The organism is Paenibacillus sp. CR_12, from assembly GCF_041953985.1.
Classification (GTDB): Bacteria; Bacillota; Bacilli; order Paenibacillales; family Paenibacillaceae; genus Paenibacillus_AQ; species Paenibacillus_AQ lautus_A.
In genome coordinates this window covers 744,335-766,069 of record NZ_JAVFHO010000002.1, presented here as the reverse complement: position 1 = coordinate 766,069, position 21,735 = coordinate 744,335, and the positions used below count along the sequence as shown (strand labels likewise).

Here is a 21,735-nt window from a genome sequence, read left to right as displayed (position 1 = left end):
CGGTAAATGATGAGAATTTTGCTAGAAATCAGCAGGATTTTGAATTCGAATATCAGGGTCATTCCGGCATAATGGCGGTAGTCAGTGAGATACGGCTTCGGAGTTCCGCAGCCAGCACTGAAATATCGAATGAATCAGGGAGGTCAACCCAAGTGAAGAAAAAATGGCTGTTTGTCCTTATGGCAGGCATGATGCTGACCACGGCGGCATGCAACAACGGCGGGAGCAGTTCAACCGGCAGCGATAGCACGGGCGGCGACGCGGCAGGCGGCAGCACGCCTCAAGTCGGGGTGGCGATTTACAAGTTCGACGATACCTTTATGACAGGCGTTCGGAATGCGATGTCCGATGCAGCGAATGGCGTAGCCAAACTGGATATCGTGGATAGTCAAAATGCGCAGCCGACCCAGAATGAGAAAATCGATCTGTTTATCTCGAAAAAATACAGCTCCATGATTATCAACCCCGTGGACCGCACGGCAGCGGGCGTCATTATCGACAAGGCGAAAACCGCCAATACGCCGGTGGTTTTCCTGAACCGGGAGCCGATCGCGGAAGACATGAACAAATGGGATAAGGTTTATTACGTAGGGGCGAAGGCAGAGGAATCCGGCACGATCTCCGGACAGCTGATCGTCGATTATTGGAAAGCGAATCCGAAGGCAGACAAGAACGGGGACGGCAAGCTGCAGTATGTGCTGCTGCAGGGGGAGCCGGGCCATCAGGATGCCGAGCTGCGGACCAAATTCTCCGTTCAGGCGATTCAAGACGCCGGCATTGAAGTGGAAGCGCTTGCGGTGGATACCGCCATGTGGGACCGCGTGAAAGGACAGGAAAAGATGCAAACCTTCCTCGCGTCCCATGGCGACAAGATTGAAGCGGTGCTGGCCAACAATGACGATATGGCGCTCGGAGCGATTGAGGCTTTGAAAGCGGCAGGTTATTTCAGCGGCGACAAGTACATGCCGGTCGTGGGCGTCGATGCGACGGCTCCCGCCGTCCAGGCGCTGGAAGATGGAACCCTTCTCGGAACCGTGCTTAACGACGCCAAGAGCCAGGGCAAAGCTTCCGTTGCCATAGCGGCCGCGCTTTCCAAAGGAGAAACGCCGAACAAGGAGAATACCGGCTTTGATATTACCGACGGTAAATACGTGTGGATCGCCTACAAAAAAATAACGAAGGACAATATCGCCGACGCGAAATAATGGCAGGGTTATAAGAAGGGGCAGCGGCTCATCGTAGCGTTGTCCCTTTATATTGGACCCTTTTGGCCCGGAAAAGCGAAGGAGGTATTCAAAGTGGCGGAATCGTATGTGCTGGAGATGCGGAATATATCGAAGGCGTTTCCAGGCGTTCAGGCATTAAGCGACGTAACGTTCAAGGTAAGACCCGGAACCGTGCATGCGCTCATGGGCGAGAACGGAGCCGGCAAATCAACGCTGATGAAATGTTTGTTCGGCATCTACAAGCCTGATGAAGGCGACATTTACTTAAACGGCGACAAGGTCGCCATCAACAGCTCCAAGGATGCATTAAATCACGGAATATCCATGATTCATCAGGAGCTTCATCCCGTGCCGCACCGCAATGTGATGGAGAATATATGGCTGGGAAGATTTCCGATGACGGGCTTCTGGCCCTTGAAATTCGTGAACGAGAAACAGATGGCAGCGGACACGCTCCGGCTGTTCCGCGAGCTTGATATCGATATTGATCCCAGAGCAAGGACAGGAGCGCTTTCTGTGTCCAAGATCCAATCGCTTGAGATTGTCAAAGCGGTGTCCTATCACTCCAAAGTGATCGTAATGGACGAACCGACCTCATCTCTGACCGGGAACGAGGTGGAGCATCTGTTCAGCATCATGAACAGGCTGCGGTCGCAGGGCGTGTCCATCGTCTACATCTCGCACAAAATGGAAGAAATTCTGCGCATATCCGATGATGTCACGATCATGCGGGACGGGAAGTACGTAGGAACCTGGCAGGCAGGAGAATTGACGACCGATTTGATCATTACCCGTATGGTGGGACGGGATTTGACGGAGCGCTATCCTGAACGGACGAACATTCCGGGCGAAACCCGGATGCAGGTCCGCCAATTAAGCTCCACTAATCCGAACTCGTTTCAAAATGTATCCTTCGAGCTGAGAAAGGGCGAGATTCTGGGCATTGGCGGCCTTGTCGGCGCTCAGCGCACGGAATTGGTTGAGGCTCTCTTCGGGCTTCGTCCGGTGGCCTCCGGAACCATATCGATTAACGGGAAACCAGTGAAGATCAAGTCGCCTTCCGATGCGAAGAAAAACAACATGGCACTGCTGACGGAGGAGCGTAGAGTCACCGGCATATTCCCGGTACTCTCGGTCTACGAGAATACGGTCATTGCCAATCTTCGAAGGTATCAGAATTGGGCGTTCCTGCTGAATGAACGCAGAGGCATCGAGGATGCGCGAACGAACGTGGAGAAGCTGAGAACCAAGACGCCGTCGGTCAATACCCAGATTCGAAATCTGTCGGGCGGGAACCAGCAGAAGGTGCTGCTGGCGAGATGGCTGCTTACGGAGCCCGAGATCCTGCTGCTGGATGAGCCGACCCGAGGGATCGATGTGGGCGCCAAGTTCGAGATTTATTCCATCATTACGCAGCTGGCGACGCAAGGGAAGAGCATCATTATGATTTCCTCCGAAATGCCCGAGCTGCTCGGAATGTCCGACCGGATCATGGTGATGAGCGAAGGGCGGATGACGGGAATTCTGGAAGGGCAGGAAGCAAGCGAAGAGGAAATCATGCGGCTGGCCGCACAGCAGCGGTCGGCCGATCCGGGAGGGGAAGTCGATGAATACGCAAGCCATCGTCAAGGTTAAAGATTATTTGGCGCAGCGCGCCATATTCGTAGTATTGATACTGCTCGTCATCGGGATTGCCGTCGCAGATCCCAACTTTCTGGCCTTTTCCACATTGCGGGATATCCTGCAGCAATCCTCGACCAGATTGATCATCGCGCTGGGAGCGGCATTCATTCTGATCACTGGCGGGGTAGACCTTTCCGCAGGTCGCGTCGTAGGCTTAACCGCGGTCGTATCGGCTTCGATGCTGCAAACGGAGGTTTATGCGAACCGCTTTTTCCCGGATTTGCCCCAGGTATCGGTTCTATTGCCGATCCTGATCGGTATCGTAGCGGGGCTTGTCGTCGGTCTAATCAATGGCTTCATTGTTGCCAAGCTGCATGTGCCGCCGTTCATAGCGACGCTCGGTACGATGGTCGGGATCTACGGCGTCAATTCCATCTATTTTGATATGGAGCCGAACCAGTCCCAGCCGATCGGCGGCTTACGACCGGATTTTACCGTGTGGGGCAGCGGCTACATCGACTTCGGCGGCGGTTACTCACTCCCTTACATCGTCATCATCGCTATCTTTGTTGCGTTCATCTGCTGGGTCATCTTCAACAAGACCCGGCTCGGCAAAAACATGTATGCCATTGGCGGCAACGTGCAAGCTGCGCATGTATCGGGGATCAATGTCGCTCGCAATCTCATCGCGATCTACGCTATTTCCGGTGCACTGTACGGCATCGCCGGCGTGCTGGAGGCTGCAAGAACCGGTGGTGCGACCAACAACTATGGCAACATGTATGAACTTGATGCGATAGCGGCATGCGTGGTCGGAGGCGTATCCACGGCTGGCGGCATCGGCACGGTGCCCGGCGTGATGGCCGGGGTTCTGATCTTCGGCGTTATCAATTACGGGTTAACCTTTATCGGCGTCAGTCCCTATTGGCAATTGATCATCAAAGGGCTTATTATCGTAGCAGCGGTAGCATTTGACATTCGCAAATACATGGCAAAAAAATAAGAGGGAATGCAGCCGCAGGAGTATATCCTGCGGCTTTTGCCATAGATTATAGAATTTATTAGTTTTCAGCGGAGCCGAACAATTCAATAACCGCAAGAAAAACATCCTTTAACCGCGGTCTGTCTTCTGAGAAAGTACGTCGATCGGCGTTTTTCTTTAGATATCAGAAAGTATAAACCTCGAAGCACGGGCCTTCCTGATATCGCAAGAAAAACATCCTTTAACTGCGGTCTGTCTTCTGAGAAAGTACGTCGATTGGCGTTTTTCTTTAGATATCAGAAAGTATAAACTTCGAAGCACGGGCCTTCCTGATATCGCAAGAAAAACATCCTCTAACCGCGGTCTGTCTTCTGAGAAAGTACGTCGATCGGCGTTTTTCTTATAATCATCAACTACAGGAGGTGCTGTCATGGCCGAGAATAGAACGACATTGAATGCAGCCGTGCTGGGCTGCGGCCCCATTTCGCAGTACGGACATTTCGAAGCTTGCCGGAGGGCGCGCAATGCACGCCTTTATGCGATATGCGACGTCGCGGAGGATTTGCTGAACCGCATGGCCGAAATCCATCAGCCGGTACGAACCTACAAGGATTATGACAAGATGCTGGCAGATCCCGAGGTGGAAGCTGTCATCATTGGGATCGCGGATCAATTTCACGTGAAAGCCGCCCTTAAAGCTATCGAAGCAGGAAAACATGTTCTCGTGGAGAAGCCGCTTGGCGTCACCGTAGAAGAGTGTGAGGAATTGCAGCGGAGAGCAAGGGATTCCGGTTGTGTTGTCCAAATCGGAAACATGAAACGCTTTGATCCCGGCATCGCTTATGCTAAACGGTTTATTGAGCAAGAGATGGGGGAGATGCTCGCCCTGAAAGCATGGTACTGCGATTCCACCTACCGGTATACGGTCACCGAAAACGTGCAGCCGTTGGTGCGGCTTAGTCCGAATGCCCTGAGGCCGGAAGGTAATCCGAAGCTCGATAAGCTGCGTTATTACATGCTGACGCATGGCAGCCATCTGGTGGATATGGCCCGCTTTTTAGGGGGAGACCTGGTGAGCGTGACGGCATGGAATACGCAGAAATTCGGCGCATATAACTGGTTCGTCACGGTTCAGTTTGCATCGGGCGCTGTAGGGCATCTAGATCTTACGGTCGCCGTCCGGATGGACTGGCATGAAGGCTTTCAAATTTACGGTGAACACGGAAGCGTTGTTGGCAAGACCTACAATCCGTGGCTCTTCAAGTCAAGCGACGTCGAGGTGTTCTCCTCGCGCGACGGTTGTTATCACAGGCCGCTAGGTGAAGATGCGCATTTCTTCAAGCTGCAGGTTGAAGGCTTCGCGGATACGATTCTGGAGCAGGCACCCATGCGAGGAGCCAACCTGGATGACGGAGTAGCAGCCATGCGCGCGATGGCGGCGATCGCCAGATCCGTTGAGAGCGGCAAGACGGTAAAGCTGGCTGAAGTATCGGGAGGCGTATGAGTGATGAAATTGGGCATATTCTCCAAGACGTTTGAGAGGCCGACACTGGAAGAAAACTTGGACGCTGTCATAGCAACCGGATTGGAGGTCATCCAGTTCAATCTTACCTGCGCCGCTCTTCCGTCGCTGCCGGAGGCCGTCGATCTAGGGACCGCGGCACATATACAAGCTGCGTGCGAGAATCGGCATCTTCATATGGCGGCCGTATCCGGGACCTTTAATATGATCCACCCCGATCAGGAGAAACGGCAGCATGACATTCTTCGGTTTCGCCATTTGGCAGCGATGTGCCATTTCATGGGGACGTCGGTCATTACCCTGTGCACAGGGACGAGGGATCCAATCGATATGTGGAGAAGACATCCGGACAACGATTCGCCGGAAGCATGGGATGATCTGCTGATCACCATGCAGGCACTGGTGAATATAGCAGAGGAATTCGGGCTCAAGCTGGCCGTTGAACCGGAGCCGGCCAATGTGATCAGCGATGCCGTTAAAGCCAGACAGCTGCTGGATACGATGCGTACTCCGCGGTTGAAGGTGGTACTGGATGCAGCGAATTTGTTCAACCCGAACGACGGAAAGGCTTTGACAGAGGTAGTAGATCAAGCGCTGTCACTGCTCGGTGAACATGTTATTATCGCTCATGCCAAGGATTATTCGACTGTAGATGGATTCCGGTACAGGGCTGCCGGTACCGGAGAACTGGATTATGAAGCATACATTCAGCTCCTGCGCGCTTATCGTTTTAACGGGCCGCTGATTCTTCATGGCTTGCATGAAAGCCAGGTGCCGCAAAGCGTCTCTTATCTGAAGTCTCTTATAAATGCCACGTGATAAAACGAAATGCATTAGTATACCATGAAGCCCAACAATCTCATGGGCTTCATGGACCATCTTATTCATCCTCATGGAATCTTCACAAGTTTCAGTTACAATGGAGACTTATGTTACAGTTGACTTGTACTGATGAAGGATTCTATAAGGAGATACCGGAATGAAAACCATATTAATCGTGGATGATGAACCGAATATTCGAGAAGTTCTTGTATCTTATTTGAACAAAGAACGTTACTTGACGCTGGAAGCGGCGAACGGTGCCGAGGCATTCGATTGCCTGCGAGGACAAGCCGTGGACCTTGTCCTATTGGACCTCATGCTGCCGGATATGGACGGTGAACGGATATGCAAGGAAATTCGAACGTTTAGCTCGGTCCCCATCGTGATGTTAACGGCTAAGGTGGCTCAGAGCAGCCGGATCGGCGGATTTGCGATCGGAGCCGATGATTACATCGTGAAGCCGTTCGACCCTCGGGAAGTCGTGGCAAGGGTCAAGGCTGTTTTGAGGCGGGGGGATGACAGCAAGCTGCTCGCGGACGTCATTGTATATGATGAAGGCGCATTGGTCATCCATTCCATGAAGCATGAGGTCACCAGCCATGGACAAATCGTGAATTTGACGCCGAGCGAATATAAACTGCTGCTGCTGTTGGCCAAATACCCGCAGCGGAACTTCTCTCGCGAGGAACTGGTTGACCGGGTATTAGGCTACGATTTTATCGGAGACATCCGCATCATCGATCAGCATATAAAGAATCTGCGTCAAAAGATTGAATCCGACCCAAAGCAGCCGAAATATATCCTCACCGTTTACGGATTCGGCTATCGCTTCGGAGGTGACGGGGCTTGAAGCATCGCCTAGACCTGAGGCTCGCCGCCATCATTATCAGCATCACGGCAGGGATCCTGATCGTGTTTACCGTGATCAACATCGTGACGAACCATTACCATATCGCGATGTACCAGCAGCAGTCCAGCGGACACAGCGGAATGGATGAGCTGAACTACCATTTGGAGCAGGCGCAGATGCAATCGATTATCTTAACCTGCCTGTTATCGATTGCCATAGCCTCCATAATAGGAATCTATGTAGCAAGAAGGATATCGGCTCCCCTCGTCCAGATGAAGCGGGCGGCAGAAATGATGACGCAAGGAGATTGGGATGTCCGCGTGGCAGCCGGAGGGTACGATGAAATTGCGGGGCTTGGTGCTTCGCTGAATGAGCTTGCAGTACAGCTGCAGAAACAGGAGCAGCTTCGCAGGAACATGACGCAGGATATCGCGCATGAGCTCCGAACGCCGCTAACCACCTTAAAGAGTCACACCCGTGCACTCGAGGACGGAGTATGGGAGCCGACTGCAGACCGTTTCCGCACCTGCTTGGATGAAATCGACCGTTTGATTCAGCTCGTCACGGAGCTGGAGGAGCTGCACGATATGGAATCCCCGGAGTTTCAGCTGTCCCGGTCCGAGCAGGATCTGAGCCATATTATGGAGAGAGCCGTCACGTTGGCGAAGGCGATGTATCATGAAAAAGAAGTGAGTTTGCAATATGCCGGCAGTTCTTCGATCGCAGTCGAGGTGGATCCAGACCGGATGCATCAGATTCTGATCAATGTGTTAAGCAATGCCTTGCACTACACCCCGTCCGGCGGTACGGTGCAAGCCGATCTCGTGGACGAAGGGGCCGATGCCCTGATTCGGATTCGGGATTCGGGACAGGGCATCTCCCAATCCGATCTGCCGTATATATTCGAAAGGCTGTATCGGGGCGATAAGTCGAGGAATCGGTTAAGCGGCGGAAGCGGAATGGGCCTGGCCATCGTCAAGCAGTTGGTTTCCGCTCATGGCGGTCACGTGTGGGCCGAAAGCGGAGATGAGCATGTTGGCGGTAGCTGCTTCTTTATTCGGATTCCGAAAAAGAATAAATAAACGCGACAAAAAAACCGGATCAGAAGATCCGGTTTTTCCATCCCATTAGCTTGGCTGCGCTCTCAACATAATAATAATCGCCATAGATGAGCGAGACGTTTATATTTTGTCCGGCAGGCAGATGCCCTGTGGCTTCTTTCAGTATGCCTTCATAATCCGGGTCATCCCATTCGGCGTAACGGTTCGTCAAAGAGTCGATGATACGCAAGGCGCTGCTGCGGTACAGAGCGCTTTCGGCTTGCGGGACGAGGTCCGCGATTTCAAGCAGCCCGGATGCGGCGCAGGATGCCGCGGATGTATCCCTTGGCACCGGTGCCATTGGGGATGTTTCCGTCCCGTCATGATCGGGGGATTCCATATCCTTGCGCTCCGCCCGAAAATCCCAAAGCGGAATGGAATCTTCCTCAAGGGAAGCCACGAAGAAATGAGCGACTCGCTTGGCAGCGTCGAGATACCGAATATCGCCGGTATACCGATAGGTGTTCGCCATCCCGTGCAAAGCCCAGGCTGCTCCCCGGCTCCAGGCCGATTCCGGTCCAAAGCCTTGCCCGCCGAGCGATTCCATATATTCTCCCGTCAACGGGTCAAACCGGCAGATGTGCCGAACCGAGCCGTCGGGTCTAATGAAATGTTCAGCAACCGTATTGGCCTGCTCTCTGGCGATATGAGCGAATCTCGGATCGCCGCTCTCCTCGGAAGCCCAGAACAAGAGGGAGAGATTCATGGTGGAATCGATGATGGACCAGCCTTCGTTTCCGTGGTTCCACGAGGTAGGCTTCACCTGATTCCAAGCGCGAATGAATCTGCCGACGGGGTTATACCTTCCTGCGAGCAGGGTAGCCGCCAACAATGCTCTCCGCCGGGCATCCGGATCGCCGGTCAGTTTATATTTGATGACGGCCGTCGGCAGAAATTGAAAGCCTACATCGTGATGAAAGTTACTGTCTTCGATCAGCGCCTCTTCAAGCCGAATATCCCATTCCCAAGCCCTTTCCTTATACTGCGGCTTGTTGGTCATATCATACATCATCCAAAGCATCCCCGGCCAAAAACCGGAGGTCCACCAATCGATCCGGGTGGAATCATAGATCCCGTTCTTTGTGGCATGGGGAACTTTGCCTTGGAGCTGACCCGTCATGCGCGTTACTTTCTTTTCGAGTTTTCCCCATAACGACGCATAGGTCGTTACCTCTTCCTTCACTTGTCCGTTCATCGCTTACCTCCCATAACTGATGGCATCGAGCGGCCCGTGTTGGCATCTGCTTTGAACCATTGTTCCACAGAACGCTTCGAATTTCTAGACCAGCCGTTTAAAAACTGTTGAAATCACAAGCCGAGCTTAAAAAAACACAAGCCGCCGATCCACCTAAAAAAAACACAAAGGAACCGATCTTCCTCCATTGCTGCCCGGTCATGAAAACTTATAGGATAAGGATATTCATCACATCCATTTCCTAAGGAGGCGATCAGCCGATGCCGCAAATTACGATTAAAATGTACGAAGGACGCACGGATGAGCAGAAGAACGAAATCGTTGACGTTTTTACAAAGGAGCTGTCGCGGATCATTGACCGGGAGCCTGAATTTATCAGCATCCGGTTTGACGAAATTCCGATAGATGACAACGCACCGGCCCATTTGAGAAACAAGAGGTGATGACAGATGGCCGAGCCAAACAAAGCAGCGGTAAGCCCGATTCTGGACGGAAGGCTTGATAAACGGAGAAAGCTGCTCGGATTCATGTGGAAATACAGGGCGCTGTACTTCATATCGCTGCCGGGACTGCTGTTCTTCGCATTGTTCAAATATGTTCCGTTAATGGGCTCCGTGATCGCATTCCAGAACTACAATTTGTTTGCGGGCGTAACGGGAAGTCCCTGGGTGGGCCTTGAACACTTTGGGCGAATGTTCCAGCACTATGATTTTCTGAAAATTCTGCGCAATACGCTTCTGCTGGGGACATATGACATTCTGTTTGCTTTTACGGCCCCCATCGTCCTGGCTTTATTGCTGAACGAGGTTCGCCAGGTCGTTTACAAGAAAATTGTCCAGACGATATTCTATGCGCCGCATTTTCTGTCATGGGTTATTGTAAGCGGTATCTTTGTGGGCATCCTGTCCCCATCATCGGGGATCGTGAACGTGGTGCTCGGGTGGTTCGGCATCGAACCGATCTATTTCCTAGGCGAAGATTCCTACATTCGAACGGTATTGGTGGGCTCCGGATTATGGAGAGATGTCGGCTGGGGAACCATCATCTATCTGGCGGCGCTCGCAGGCATCAATCCGGATCTCTACGAAGCCTCCGAAATCGACGGAGCGGGGAGATGGCGCCAGACCCTAAGCATTACCCTGCCAGCGCTGCTTCCCGTGATAACGATCCTGTTCCTGCTCAAGATCGGGGATTTCATGGATTACGGGTTTGAACGCGTATTCGTGTTTCAGAACCCGCTTAACATCCAGTCCAGCGAAATTTTGGACACATATATTTACAAAGCCGGCTTGCAGCAGCTTCAGTACAGTTATGCCACCGCCATCGGGGTGTTCAAGTCCGTTGTCGGCTTGTTCCTGATCACCATTGCAAACACCATCAGCAAGAAAGCGACCGGCGAGTCGCTGTATTAGAGGGGAGTGACCACCAACGTGAAATATGACAGTGCAGGCAGAAAAATGTTTCTTGTATTGAACTATATCATCCTTACTTTTCTTGCACTCACCATGCTGCTCCCTTTTCTCAATGTCATTGCCCAGTCGTTCAGCAGCCCGGGCGCTATCGATCGCGGAGAAGTGATGTTCTGGCCGGTGGAATTTACCTTTGCATACTACAAGCATGTATTCAACGATGTTTCCATCTGGAGGGCGTTCGGGATCAGCGTCTATATTACGATATTCGGAACCTTCATCAATCTGGCAGCAACCGCTTCGCTGGCGTACCCGCTCTCCAGGCCCGAATACGTCGGCAGGAAAACCATCATGATTATCATCTTATTGACCATGATTTTTACGGCGCCGCTCATCCCGCAATTCATTCTGATGCGCGAACTGAATCTCGTCAACACGCTGTGGTCCTTGATGCTGCCATCGGCGATCAGCGCATTCAACCTGTTTGTGCTTCGCACGTTTTTCACCCAAATTCCGGGCGAACTGATCGATTCGTCCCGAATCGACGGATGCAGCGAGGTCCGTACTTTATGGAGCATCGTGCTTCCGTTATCCAAGCCGGCGCTGGCGACGGTAGGGATTTTCTATTCCGTAACGAATTGGAACAAATATATGGATGCCCTTTACTATATCAATGACCGCAGCAAGTATCCGCTCCAGGTAAAATTGAGGGAACTTTTGGTGAACGAGGGCCTGACCGATACGGGCAACATGGCGTTCGAAGCAAGCTCCCAGTCCGTGCAGGGCATTCAGATGGCGGTTATTCTGGTAGCCACGCTGCCCATCATTCTCTTGTATCCGTTTCTGCAGCGCTTCTTCATTCACGGGATGATGATCGGGTCGATCAAAGAATAGCCCTAAAAAAACGACAAACCGAGCCAAAGACATTCCTTGTTCCCGCCCAGACGGCTCTCTATACTGATAATAAGTTTGAAAGCGCTATTATAAGCGACTATATTAGCTTGAAAAGAGGGGTATTCATGAGAAAAAGCTGGACACGTGCGCTTACGTCAGGTCTTGTGCTGGCCATGCTCGTCGGCTGTGCGGGCAATAATGGCGGAGGCGGAGGAGCCAACGCCGGGGGCGACGGCCAAGGCGGGAATGAAGCGGGAGCCACGAAATTTTCCATTTCGATGCGGACGCTTAACGTTTCCTACGTTGAGAAGAATCCGGATATCAACAAGGATAAGTACGTGCTGGAGCTAGAGAAAATGACGAATACGGACCTCGATATCCGCCTCATTCCGCATAACGAATATCAGGATAAAATGGTGCAGATGTTCGCAACGAACGATATACCGGATGTGGTGCAGGGCACTGGCGGAATCAGCGGTCCCGAGCTGGCGGGTGCCGTGGAGAACGGAGTCTTTCTTCCGCTCAACGACCTGCTGCAGGAGCACGGACAGGACCTGCTCAAGTTTATCCCCGAGGAAGCCTGGAAGCGGATGACGGATTCCAAGACGGGCAATATTTACGGGATTCCCGAAATCCTGTCCAATCCGTCCAGACGGGCCACGTGGATTCGGACCGACCTGCTGGAAAAGGTAGGCAAGGAGATCCCGACGACGGTGGAAGAGACGATGGAGGTTCTGCGCGCGTTCAAGGAAGCCGGTGTGGAGCAGCCTTATGCGGGACGTCAGAATTTCAAATATGCCGATACCTTCTTCGGCGCCTATGACGTGCTGGGTTACCTGAACCAATTCAAGGTATTCCCGGACGGGCAAGTAAAGCCCACCTTTTTTGACGAAGAAAATATGAAGCAGGCCATTCAGATCTATAAGACGATGCATGAGGAAGGATTGATCAGCAAGGAATTCGCGACCATTGAAAGCGCGGATTTCAAATCCATCGTCACGAGCGGCAAAGCCGGCATGTGGTCTATGAATGCCAACGAGCTTCCGATCTGGGGAACCCAGCTGAAGGAGAATGTGCCGGACGCGAAAGTGGCGCTGATTCCTTCGCCTGTAGGACCTGACGGTAAAGGGGGATATGCCCATTATAATCCGGTCACGCGTTCCTTCTTCATCAACGCGAAGGCGAAGGACAAAGCGGAGGATATCGTGAAGTTCTTCAACTGGATGGTCAGTGAGGACGCGGAATTGTTCTTCAGCTTCGGCATCGAGGGCGAGGATTATCAGGTAACCGACGGAAAGCCGGTCTTCGAGGTGCCGACGGACGCTGCAGGCGCGGATAAGATGCGTTATTTGAACTACTGGCTGTGGCTGGTGCAGGACACAACGTACAACAAACGCGTGTCCGAATTGTCCGATTCCGGCAAAGAGCTGATTGATGCTTTTGATAACATGTTATCGACTGAGGGCCGCCGCGGAATAGAATTCGACCCGAGACTGGAGGCGATGGTGAAATATCCGGAGCTGAATCCGAAGTCGGATGAACTGCCCCCGCTGATTCTGGAGCATGTGCTTCGCATGGTATACGGCAGGGAGCCGATCGATAACTACGGCAAGGTGCTCGAGGAGTATCTGTCCAAGGGCGGTAAAGAGATTATTGAGGAAGCCACAAAACGATACAACGAAAAAGAAAACGCTTTCGAATAGGCGGGGCATGTTTTAGTATAGTGTTGATGAATGACTCCTCTGCTTGCCTAAGCAGAGGAGTATCTTGCTAAAGCTAAACTACTCTCGCTGGTTTGAAAGGGGAATGGGTGATGTACCGCATTCTGGTCGTTGATGATGAACCTATGATAAGGATGGGCTTGGCGAAACTGATCACGCAGACGGATCCGGCCATGATTCAAGCAGAAACGGCCGGAAACGGCATGGAAGCATTGGAAGCGATCCAGACGGCACGACCGGACTTCATATTTACGGATATCAAGATGCCCAAGATGGACGGCCTGGAGTTAAGCAAGCAGTTATATGAAGCATACGGCGATATCACGGTCGTTGTCATCTCCGGTTACGGCGATTTCGAATACGCCCAGAAATGCATGTCGTATGGGGTTAGGGAATATCTGCTCAAGCCCGTGACCAAATCGGTGGTACATAACACCATGAACAAATTGATGGCGGATCGAAAATCCATGCAGGAGAAGCAGCGGTTCTATTTTCCGCTTTCCAAGCTGGAGGATTGGCTGGAGCAGCTCGAGCTGGCCGTATGGCATTTGCAAATGAACGATATCCAGATGAAGCTGCAGGAAATCGAGGATTATTGCAATGAGCGCCGGTTCGAATCGGTCCAGCTTCAGGAGCTGCTGGATGAGCTGTACGCGAAATTGATCAAGCAGTTAAACGGCAGGGACGTATATTCGTTCGAACGCATGACGGGAATATCGGGGCCTGCGCCCGGAGGGAACCATCATTATTTTGAGAGATTTCGTCTGGCCGTGAATCAGACGGTGAAACTCATACGCGAGAAGAGAAAAGGAAATGCGAAGGAGCCCGTAGAGGAAGCGAAAGCCTATATCGAGCGCAACTTGTCCCGCGATCTCTCGCTGGATGAGGTGGCCGACATGCTTGGACTCAACCCGTCCTATTTCAGCCAGCTGTTCAAGCAGATGACGGACGAGACCTTTGTCCATTACCGGATCAAGAAACGAATGGAGAAGGCGAAGAAGCTCCTTGCCATTCCGCATTATAAAATTACGGACATTTCGTTCGAAGTGGGGTATGCGGATCATCCCCATTTTACCAAAACCTTTAAGAAGGTCACCGGGTACACCCCTTCCGAATACCGGGAGATGCTGGGGATCGAATGATGCGAAAGAGCCTGTCCCGTCAAATCTTCCTGTACTTCTTCATCGTCGTGATGTTCTCGCTTACCACGGTCGGCGTATTCTTCTATATGAAATCATCCGAAGCGATCGACGAGCAGGTCGAGAAGTATATGACCACCGTCATCACGAACGCCGCAAGGCAAACGGATAATCAGCTGAAAATGTTCGAGCGGATCAGCAATACGATTTTGCTGCAGGATTCGGTGAAGCGATTTTTGGATATGGACCCCAGCGACAGCTACGAGCATTACCGGTTCACCCATCTCATCCGAAAGGATGTCTTTCAGAAGATTTTCATTCAATACCCCACGCAGACCCATATGATGTACATTCTGGGGTTCCATGGCCGGTCGATTTTCGATCAGAACCAGAATTTCTCCGCCATGTCGATCGATCCGTCGGACCGACTTCGTGAATTGACGGAGAAGACGCCGGGGAACGGGGAGATCGTCATCTTGAAGACCAGCCTGCTGGAACAGGATCGCGACAACGTCATTACGGTTGCCCGCAAAATCCGTGGAATGAATTCCTACGACGTCAAAGGCGTGCTTGCAGTAGAATTCAATGAAGATCAGCTGTCGGGTTTATGGAATGGCGTCGACCTCGGGGAACAGGGTTTCTTTTTCATCCTGGATCGTGAAGGCGAGGTCGTTTACGCACCAGAGCACGTGGATATGGAGGGCATCACGACCACGGACCTGCCGAAGCGCATTATCGCCAAGGGCGATCATCGCTTCATTGAACCGGTATTAGGCGAGAAAGCGATGATCATCTCGCGCCAGTCCGAATATTCGGGCTGGAGCCTCGTCATTATGATGCCGCTGGATGAGCTCCGGGCGCCGATTTCGGGCATCCGCTCCACCACCATTATCGTAGGCTTTGTCACCTTGTTCATTGCGCTCGTTCTGGCATACAGATTCGGGAAATCGATCGTGAATCCGATCCGCAATTTAAAGAACGGGATGAGGCAGACGGAGAAGGGGAACTGGACGCACATCACCGACGTGAAACCGCGCGAGGATGAAATCGGGGGTTTGATCCACAGCTACAATCTCATGGTCAGCCGGTTGTCCGACATGATCGAGCAGGTATACGACACGGAGCTCCACAACCAGAAGACGCAGCTGGAGCTGCAGGACATCCAGCTGGAGCGCCAGCGTGCCGAGTTTCAGGCGCTTCAATTGCAGATCAATCCGCATTTTTTGTACAACACGCTGGAAACGATCAACTGTTACGCGATCGTTCAGGATTCGGACGAAATTTCGGACATGGTGGAGGCCATGGCTTTCATGCTTCGATATTCCATTCAGACCAATCTGGAGGAAATCACGATTGCCAACGAGCTGAACCATGTGCGGCATTACATGATGATCTTGAAGCATCGGATCGGGCGCGATTTTGAGATCGAGGTGGCAACGCCGCCCGAGCTCCTGTTGGAGAAGATGGTCAGGCTCTCCCTGCAGCCGATTGTGGAGAATATTTTCCAGCATGCCTTTCCGGAAGGAATCGAGGCGTGGCATTACATTCGGATTGATACGAGAGTCGACGGAGACAATTTGCTGGTCATTGTCGAGGACAACGGGGCAGGCATTGCGGACCATAAGCTTCATAAACTGCGCAAAAGGCTCGAGGAAAACCGCCTGGTCGATGATGAAGAGGGGAAACGCGCCCGGCGCGGAGGCGGCATCGGCATCGTGAACGTCCATCGGCGAATACAGATGGTTTACGGCGAAGCGTACGGGATAACGGTTCATAGTTCGCCGAGTCAAGGCACAAGCATCGTCATGACGATGCCGCGAATGGAAAGAATGCGTGAGCAAGAAAACAGGCTGAAACAGCTGCAAACCTAATCAGGAGGGATCAACATGCAAATAAATCTATCGGGTAACGTCGCTTTAGTCACAGGATCTAGCGGAGGAATCGGTCGGGCGGTTGCCATCATGCTGGCGAGAAGCGGAGCCAAGGTAGCGCTGAATTATCTGAACAGCAAGGAGGCTGCCGAAGAGGCCGTTGCCGAGATCCGAGATTTTGGCGGCGAAGCCCACGCTTTTCGCGCAGACGTTGCGCAAGCAGAACAGGCGGAGGCGCTTGTGGCGGAAGTGGAAAAGGCGTTTGGCGGACCGGTAACGATTCTGGTTAACAATGCGGGGCATTTGGTCCAGCGGCTGGCCAATGCGGAAATGACCGAGGAGCTCTACGCCAAGATCATGGACGTCAATATGAAAAGCACGGTATTCGTGAGCAAAGCCGTCATTTCGGGGATGAAAGCGGCCGGTCGAGGCCGCATCGTGAACATGACCTCCGTTGCTGCGCACAACGGCGGCGGACCGGGCGCCAGCATTTATGCAGCGAGCAAGGCTGCCGTCCTGAGTTTTACCAAAGGCTTGGCGAAGGAGCTCGCTTCAAGCGGAATTAACGTGAATGCCGTATCCCCGGGCTTTATCGGGCAAACGGCGTTTCACGCGACCTTTACCCCGGATGATGCGCGCAAAGCTACCATTCAGGGCATTCCGCTTGGGCGAGAGGGCACGCCGGACGATGTCGCCGGCTCCGTGCTGTTTCTCGTTTCGGACCTGTCTTCTTATATAACGGGTGAGACGATCGAAATCAACGGCGGCATGTTCATGCGATGAGGGATGGGATGAAGGTGAAGGCGAAGCTGAACTCGTATGCGTGGGGCGTGCAAACGATCGATATTCTGAAGGCCGAGCTGGACCAAGTAATGGACCGGAAACTGGATGTTCCCCTCGAGCCCGGCGGCTGGTGGCACCAATTCGTTTGTCCCGAACATCATACGGAGCTGTTGTTTGATTCTCTGGAAGACGACTCCAGCACCTTTCGCTGTCCGTATGGCTGCGAATGGGGAGGAGAACCGTATCGGGGAGCATGGCTGGTATTCAAGCATCAGGCCATGGCACGGTATGCTCTGCAATCCGCCGCCGTCTATGCGGGCACGGGGGAGAAGGTTTACGCCGATCTTGGAAAACGGCTGATCGTTCGGTATGCGGAGCAATTTCCGCTGTATCCTGTCCACCCGGATGCGCAGCCATGGATGCTGAAAGGGAGGGCATTCCATCAAGCTTTAACCGAAGCCATCTGGGCAACGACGCTTCTTCGTGGATATCTGCTTCTGCGGGATGAGGGCGTATGGTTTGATGAGGCGGACCTTCGGAAGATTGACCGGTTCCTGCACATGCTGGAGAGCAGCATGACGGAATATCATCATATTTTGTCCCGGGAACGCGGAAATCCTGAGAACAACTATACCGCTTGGCTGATCGCCGCTTTGTTCTGTATCTATGCGGTGCAAGGCGAAACGAAGAAGCTGAAGCAGCTGGTTGAGCAGGAAGGCGGGCTGCGCCATCATCTCACCATTGCCGTCAAGCCAGATCAGCTTGAATTTGAAGGCAGCATTTACTATCACGTATTCGTGCTCCGTGCTTACCTGATTGCTGCGGAAATGGGGAGCAGGGTTGGTGAAGAGCTTTTTTCCCTGAGAGGGGAGCAAGGCCAATGCATGCAGGGAATGTTATCGGTCCTGGTTCGATTGTCAGACCCAAACGGCTTCCTGCCTGCACTTCACGACGGTCCTTATCGCAGGGCACCATTCGCGCGAGAAATTGCTGAAGTTGCGGAGATCGGCTTATCCGTGTATGGGGATAAGAGCTATCGACGATTGCTTGGCCATGCATATCGGGAACTGAACGGAGAAGCCGGCAGAATCGGCATGCTGGAGGCACTGCTGTACGGCACGGGATCTTGGGATGGCCGAAACGAAATGGCCGCTCCAGGCATGAGGAACTCCCGTATGTTGAAATCGGGCGGGATATGGGAAACGGGGGATATTATCGAAGTACAGGTCACCCGTGAGGTCCCAAGACCGGGAGAAGCTATGCAAGCAGATCGTGATCTGACAGCTCATGAAGCGGGGGGGATCGCAGGCGGTACCTTAAACCATGCGGACGGCGAATCGCCTAATTCCGTTTTTCTTCCTCACAGCGGGTTCGCCCTGTTAAGGTCGAACGATCCCCAAGGCCTTCAAGCGCTGATTGATTTTGGCCCCCATGGCGGATCGCATGGTCACTTTGATAAATTGAATCTGATGATTCATGCCGGGGATCAGCCTCTTTCGCCAGATCGTGGAACTGTACCTTATGGATCGGTTCTGAAAAAGGAATGGTACCCCCATACTGCCTGCCATAACACCGTCTCCGTAGGCGGCCGCTCGCAGAATCCGGCCGAAGGCAAATGCATGCGGTATGAATCCGCTCCAAACCGTTCCTATATTTGGGTTCGGGCCGATGAGGCCTACGATCATGGCGTTCTGGACCGGCATTTGATCATGGCGGAAGATTGGCTGCTCGATTGGTTCGAAGTGGAATTGGATGAACCGGCCGCCGTGGATTGGTGGTTTCATTACGTCGGCACAGGGCAGCTTCGCCAAGCTTCGGATGAGGTTCAGTACAGCGGGTCGGCGGAACCGGGAAACGAGGACGGACGCGCATACGTAAAAGAGCGCTCCTCTAACGTATGGTCCAGAGACGGTATGCAGGTTGACCTTCATATCGCTAACGAGTCAGGAGCGCTTGCGGTAGCATCCTTTGCCACCTTTGAAGGAACGGTATGCTCACGAGTGGAATCGCCTGGGCTTGCTGACGATCCCAGCCGTCCCATGGAAGGAATCCGGCTTCACCGTTTGGATTCGAAAGCCCGCTTCATCGTCGTTTATCGTGCCGGAAATGAGCCGATATCCTTGGGATGGACGCATGCTGCGGACGGGGATTGGCTCCATCTGTCGGATGGGAGGACGACAAGAAGCTTTACAATGACCAACAACGGGTTGAAGGAGAGGGTGCTCGATGAAAACCTTGTTTGAACCGAAAAGCGGATTATTGTCCGTGCCGTATCAACCGGACGAAGGGAGTAAGCTTCTGGAGAATCCTCCCCGTTTCACCTGGATGCCGGGACAGCTTGAGGACGACCGTTATATGCTGCAGATCTCGACTTCACCCTCGTATGAAACGGGGGCCACGACGACGATATCGCCGATTCCCTATAACTTATACACTCCGGATCGACCGCTGGAGCCGGGTACTTATTATTGGCGCTATGCCTTGCTGACCGGTGAGCAAGTCGAGGATACCGCGGACTTGGAGCATAACCGTTCTTCTTGGAGCCAATCCCGAATGTTTCATGTCCCGGCGGGGCTGCCCGAGACTCCCCTGCCCGGCAGAGCGGAAAGGTACGAACGCACGCATACCGGTCATCCGCGGTTATGGTTGGACGAAAAGGGGATTGAGGCGTTCCGGGAAGGTCTCCGCAAGGATGAAAATTACTGCGGCTGGCAGGCCTTTTACGAGAGATCGGTCCTTCCATGGGTGAATAAGCCGCTAATCCCGGAACCGGAGCGTTATCCGGGCAACAAGCGCGTCGCGAAGCTGTGGCGACAAATGTACATGGATTGCCAGGAAACGCTCTATGCCGTCCGGCATTTAAGCGTGGCAGGAGTTATATTGCAGGATGACGCTTTGATAGCCAAAGCGAAAACGTGGCTGCTCCACGCGGCCCGTTGGGATACGGAGGGAACAACGTCCCGCGATTACAACGATGAAGCCGCTTTCCGCATGGTCGGGGCGCTTGCCTGGGGGTACGACTGGCTTCACGATTACCTCGGCGCTGAGGAGATTGATCTCGTCAGGGGCGCCTTGCTGCGCCGTACCGAGCAGGTGGCCTTCCATGTGATGGAGCGCTCGAAGATCCATCATGTCCCTTACGACAGCCATGCGGTTCGTTCGTTATCCTCGGTTCTGGTCCCCGCCTGCATCGCCATGCTTCATGAAGAAGCAAGCGCGCGGGTATGGCTGGATTACACGCTGGAATACTACGCCTGCCTCTACTCCCCATGGGGCGGAGAGGACGGGGGCTGGGCGGAAGGGCCGCTCTATTGGACAACCGGCATGGCATTCGTGATCGATGCGCTCAATCTCATCCGCAATTACGTAGCGATCGATTTTTATAAACGTCCGTTTTTCAGGCGCACCGGCGATTTTCCGCTATATTGCAGCAGTCCGGATACGATTCGGGCCAGCTTCGGCGACCAGTCCTACCTCGGAGAACCGGTCAGCCTGAAGACGGCCTTCAATATTCGCCAGTTTGCAGGCATTACAGGAAACGGGCTGTATCAATGGTATTTCGAACAAGTGGCCAAATCGGATACGGATGCCGACTCCAAATTTTATAATTACGGCTGGTGGGATTTCCGGTTTGACGATATGCTGTATCGGCATGACTTTCCTCAGGTGGAAGCCGTTCCTCCATCGGATACCGTTCCCTTTGCCTTATCGGACGCTTCGGAACCCAATGAAGGGGCCATTCAATCCGTCAAATGGTTCCGCGATATTGACTGGGTGGCAATGCATCACCGGATGGATGATCCGGATGAACATATCATGCTGCTTGCGAAGAGCAGCCGATACGGCTCGATGAGCCACAGTCACGGTGACCAGAACGGCTTCCTGCTGCACGCATACGGCGAGCCGCTGGCTATCCAGAGCGGGTACTATATCGCCTTCGGCAGCACGATGCATATGAACTGGCGTAGGCAGACGCGCTCCACGAACAATATTCTTATCGATGGCCATGGTCAGTATGCGGGAAAAGACAAGGTTCTCTGCATCGAGGCCAGCGGCAGGGTGGAGCAAGTCGACGCTGCAGCAGGCTTGGGGTACGCCCGCATGAACGCAACGCAGGCCTATCGGGAGAATGTCCCCTACCTGGAGCGTTATGTGCGCGAAATCTATTTCTTCGACGAATCTTATGTTGTGATCGTGGATACGGTGGACCTCGCCAAGCCAGCCAGCATCGAGTGGCTGTTCCATGCCTTGAACCGGATGAAGCTGTCGGGGCAGACGTTCCGAGTGATGGGCAGCAAAGCGGAGATGGAGGGGCGATTCGTGTACTGCTCCTCAGGCGATCTATCGCTGAATCAGCATAATCAATTCACCGGCGTCGATCCCGAAGAGATCGAAGGGCTGGATAATCAGTGGCATCTGCATGCGGAGACGAAGTCAGCTTCAAGCCATCGCATCGCGACTCTCCTGGTGCCGATGAAGGTGGATGAGAGTAAATACGTCTCGTATTTTCTGGACGATCAGGACCATGGGGTTCATATCTATTTCACGAACGAAGACGGGAATACCAGGAAAGTGGAGGTGCCCAAGGCGTATTAAGT

The 21,735-nt window shown here is 53.1% G+C and carries 17 protein-coding genes; 16 read left to right on the top strand and 1 reads right to left on the bottom strand.

Annotated elements, in window-relative coordinates:
- The first annotated feature begins 179 nt into the window (after positions 1 to 179).
- The 7 genes from RB297_RS07070 (at position 180) to RB297_RS07040 (ending at position 8,107) form a co-directional block, all read left to right on the top strand.
- Positions 180 to 1,205, top strand: a complete 1,026-nt coding sequence (locus RB297_RS07070; RefSeq protein WP_374705882.1) for a galactose ABC transporter substrate-binding protein — start codon at positions 180 to 182, stop codon at positions 1,203 to 1,205.
- Positions 1,206 to 1,322: 117 nt separating this feature from the next.
- Positions 1,323 to 2,861, top strand: coding sequence for a sugar ABC transporter ATP-binding protein (locus tag RB297_RS07065; RefSeq protein WP_096774593.1), 1,539 nt, complete (start codon positions 1,323 to 1,325; stop codon positions 2,859 to 2,861).
- Positions 2,833 to 3,852 (top strand): galactose/methyl galactoside ABC transporter permease MglC, encoded by a 1,020-nt coding sequence (gene mglC / locus RB297_RS07060; RefSeq protein ID WP_096774194.1) that lies wholly within the window; start codon positions 2,833 to 2,835, stop codon positions 3,850 to 3,852. The genes RB297_RS07065 and mglC overlap by 29 nt, the downstream gene beginning before the upstream one ends.
- 409 nt (positions 3,853 to 4,261) lie before the next feature.
- On the top strand, positions 4,262 to 5,335 hold the full coding sequence (locus RB297_RS07055) for a Gfo/Idh/MocA family oxidoreductase (protein ID WP_375120122.1): 1,074 nt from the start codon (positions 4,262 to 4,264) through the stop codon (positions 5,333 to 5,335).
- A gap of 3 nt (positions 5,336 to 5,338) precedes the next feature.
- Positions 5,339 to 6,172, top strand: a complete 834-nt coding sequence (locus tag RB297_RS07050) for a sugar phosphate isomerase/epimerase family protein (protein ID WP_096774592.1) — start codon at positions 5,339 to 5,341, stop codon at positions 6,170 to 6,172.
- A 160-nt stretch (positions 6,173 to 6,332) separates the two neighbouring features.
- Entirely contained in the window at positions 6,333 to 7,025 is a 693-nt protein-coding gene (locus RB297_RS07045) for a response regulator transcription factor (protein ID WP_036660898.1), read from the top strand.
- Positions 7,022 to 8,107, top strand: a complete 1,086-nt coding sequence (locus RB297_RS07040; RefSeq protein ID WP_096774192.1) for a sensor histidine kinase — start codon at positions 7,022 to 7,024, stop codon at positions 8,105 to 8,107. The genes RB297_RS07045 and RB297_RS07040 overlap by 4 nt, the downstream gene beginning before the upstream one ends.
- A 19-nt stretch (positions 8,108 to 8,126) precedes the next feature.
- Here the strand turns inward: RB297_RS07040 and RB297_RS07035 are convergent, their stop codons facing one another.
- The gene (locus RB297_RS07035; RefSeq protein ID WP_375120121.1) at positions 8,127 to 9,320 is read right to left on the bottom strand and encodes a glycoside hydrolase family 88 protein; all 1,194 of its coding nucleotides are present in this window, start codon (positions 9,318 to 9,320) and stop codon (positions 8,127 to 8,129) included.
- Positions 9,321 to 9,580: 260 nt separating this feature from the next.
- On the opposite strand from RB297_RS07035, the gene RB297_RS07030 reads away from it, so the two are divergent.
- The 9 genes from RB297_RS07030 to RB297_RS06990 all read left to right on the top strand — a co-directional run bounded on the left by RB297_RS07030 (position 9,581) and on the right by RB297_RS06990 (position 21,733).
- Entirely contained in the window at positions 9,581 to 9,763 is a 183-nt protein-coding gene (locus tag RB297_RS07030) for a tautomerase family protein (protein ID WP_009590941.1), read from the top strand.
- A 6-nt stretch (positions 9,764 to 9,769) separates the two neighbouring features.
- Positions 9,770 to 10,732 carry an ABC transporter permease gene (locus tag RB297_RS07025; protein WP_096774190.1) on the top strand — a complete coding sequence of 321 codons (963 nt, stop codon included), beginning with the start codon at positions 9,770 to 9,772 and terminating at the stop codon, positions 10,730 to 10,732.
- An 18-nt stretch (positions 10,733 to 10,750) separates the two neighbouring features.
- Positions 10,751 to 11,623, top strand: coding sequence for a carbohydrate ABC transporter permease (locus RB297_RS07020; protein ID WP_036660892.1), 873 nt, complete (start codon positions 10,751 to 10,753; stop codon positions 11,621 to 11,623).
- A 125-nt stretch (positions 11,624 to 11,748) separates the two neighbouring features.
- Positions 11,749 to 13,326 (top strand): extracellular solute-binding protein, encoded by a 1,578-nt coding sequence (locus RB297_RS07015; protein WP_015735900.1) that lies wholly within the window; start codon positions 11,749 to 11,751, stop codon positions 13,324 to 13,326.
- A gap of 110 nt (positions 13,327 to 13,436) precedes the next feature.
- Complete coding sequence (locus RB297_RS07010) at positions 13,437 to 14,486, top strand: response regulator transcription factor (RefSeq protein ID WP_096774189.1); 1,050 nt, start codon at positions 13,437 to 13,439, stop codon at positions 14,484 to 14,486.
- Positions 14,483 to 16,354: a cache domain-containing sensor histidine kinase gene (locus RB297_RS07005; RefSeq protein ID WP_096774188.1), complete on the top strand. Its 1,872-nt coding sequence runs from the start codon at positions 14,483 to 14,485 to the stop codon at positions 16,352 to 16,354. The genes RB297_RS07010 and RB297_RS07005 overlap by 4 nt, the downstream gene beginning before the upstream one ends.
- A 15-nt stretch (positions 16,355 to 16,369) precedes the next feature.
- Positions 16,370 to 17,137: an SDR family NAD(P)-dependent oxidoreductase gene (locus tag RB297_RS07000; protein ID WP_096774187.1), complete on the top strand. Its 768-nt coding sequence runs from the start codon at positions 16,370 to 16,372 to the stop codon at positions 17,135 to 17,137.
- A gap of 8 nt (positions 17,138 to 17,145) precedes the next feature.
- Positions 17,146 to 19,380: a heparinase II/III domain-containing protein gene (locus RB297_RS06995; protein ID WP_096774186.1), complete on the top strand. Its 2,235-nt coding sequence runs from the start codon at positions 17,146 to 17,148 to the stop codon at positions 19,378 to 19,380.
- On the top strand, positions 19,364 to 21,733 hold the full coding sequence (locus tag RB297_RS06990; protein ID WP_096774185.1) for a DUF4962 domain-containing protein: 2,370 nt from the start codon (positions 19,364 to 19,366) through the stop codon (positions 21,731 to 21,733). Before RB297_RS06995 ends, RB297_RS06990 begins: the two co-directional genes overlap by 17 nt.
- The last annotated feature ends 2 nt before the right edge of the window (positions 21,734 to 21,735 follow it).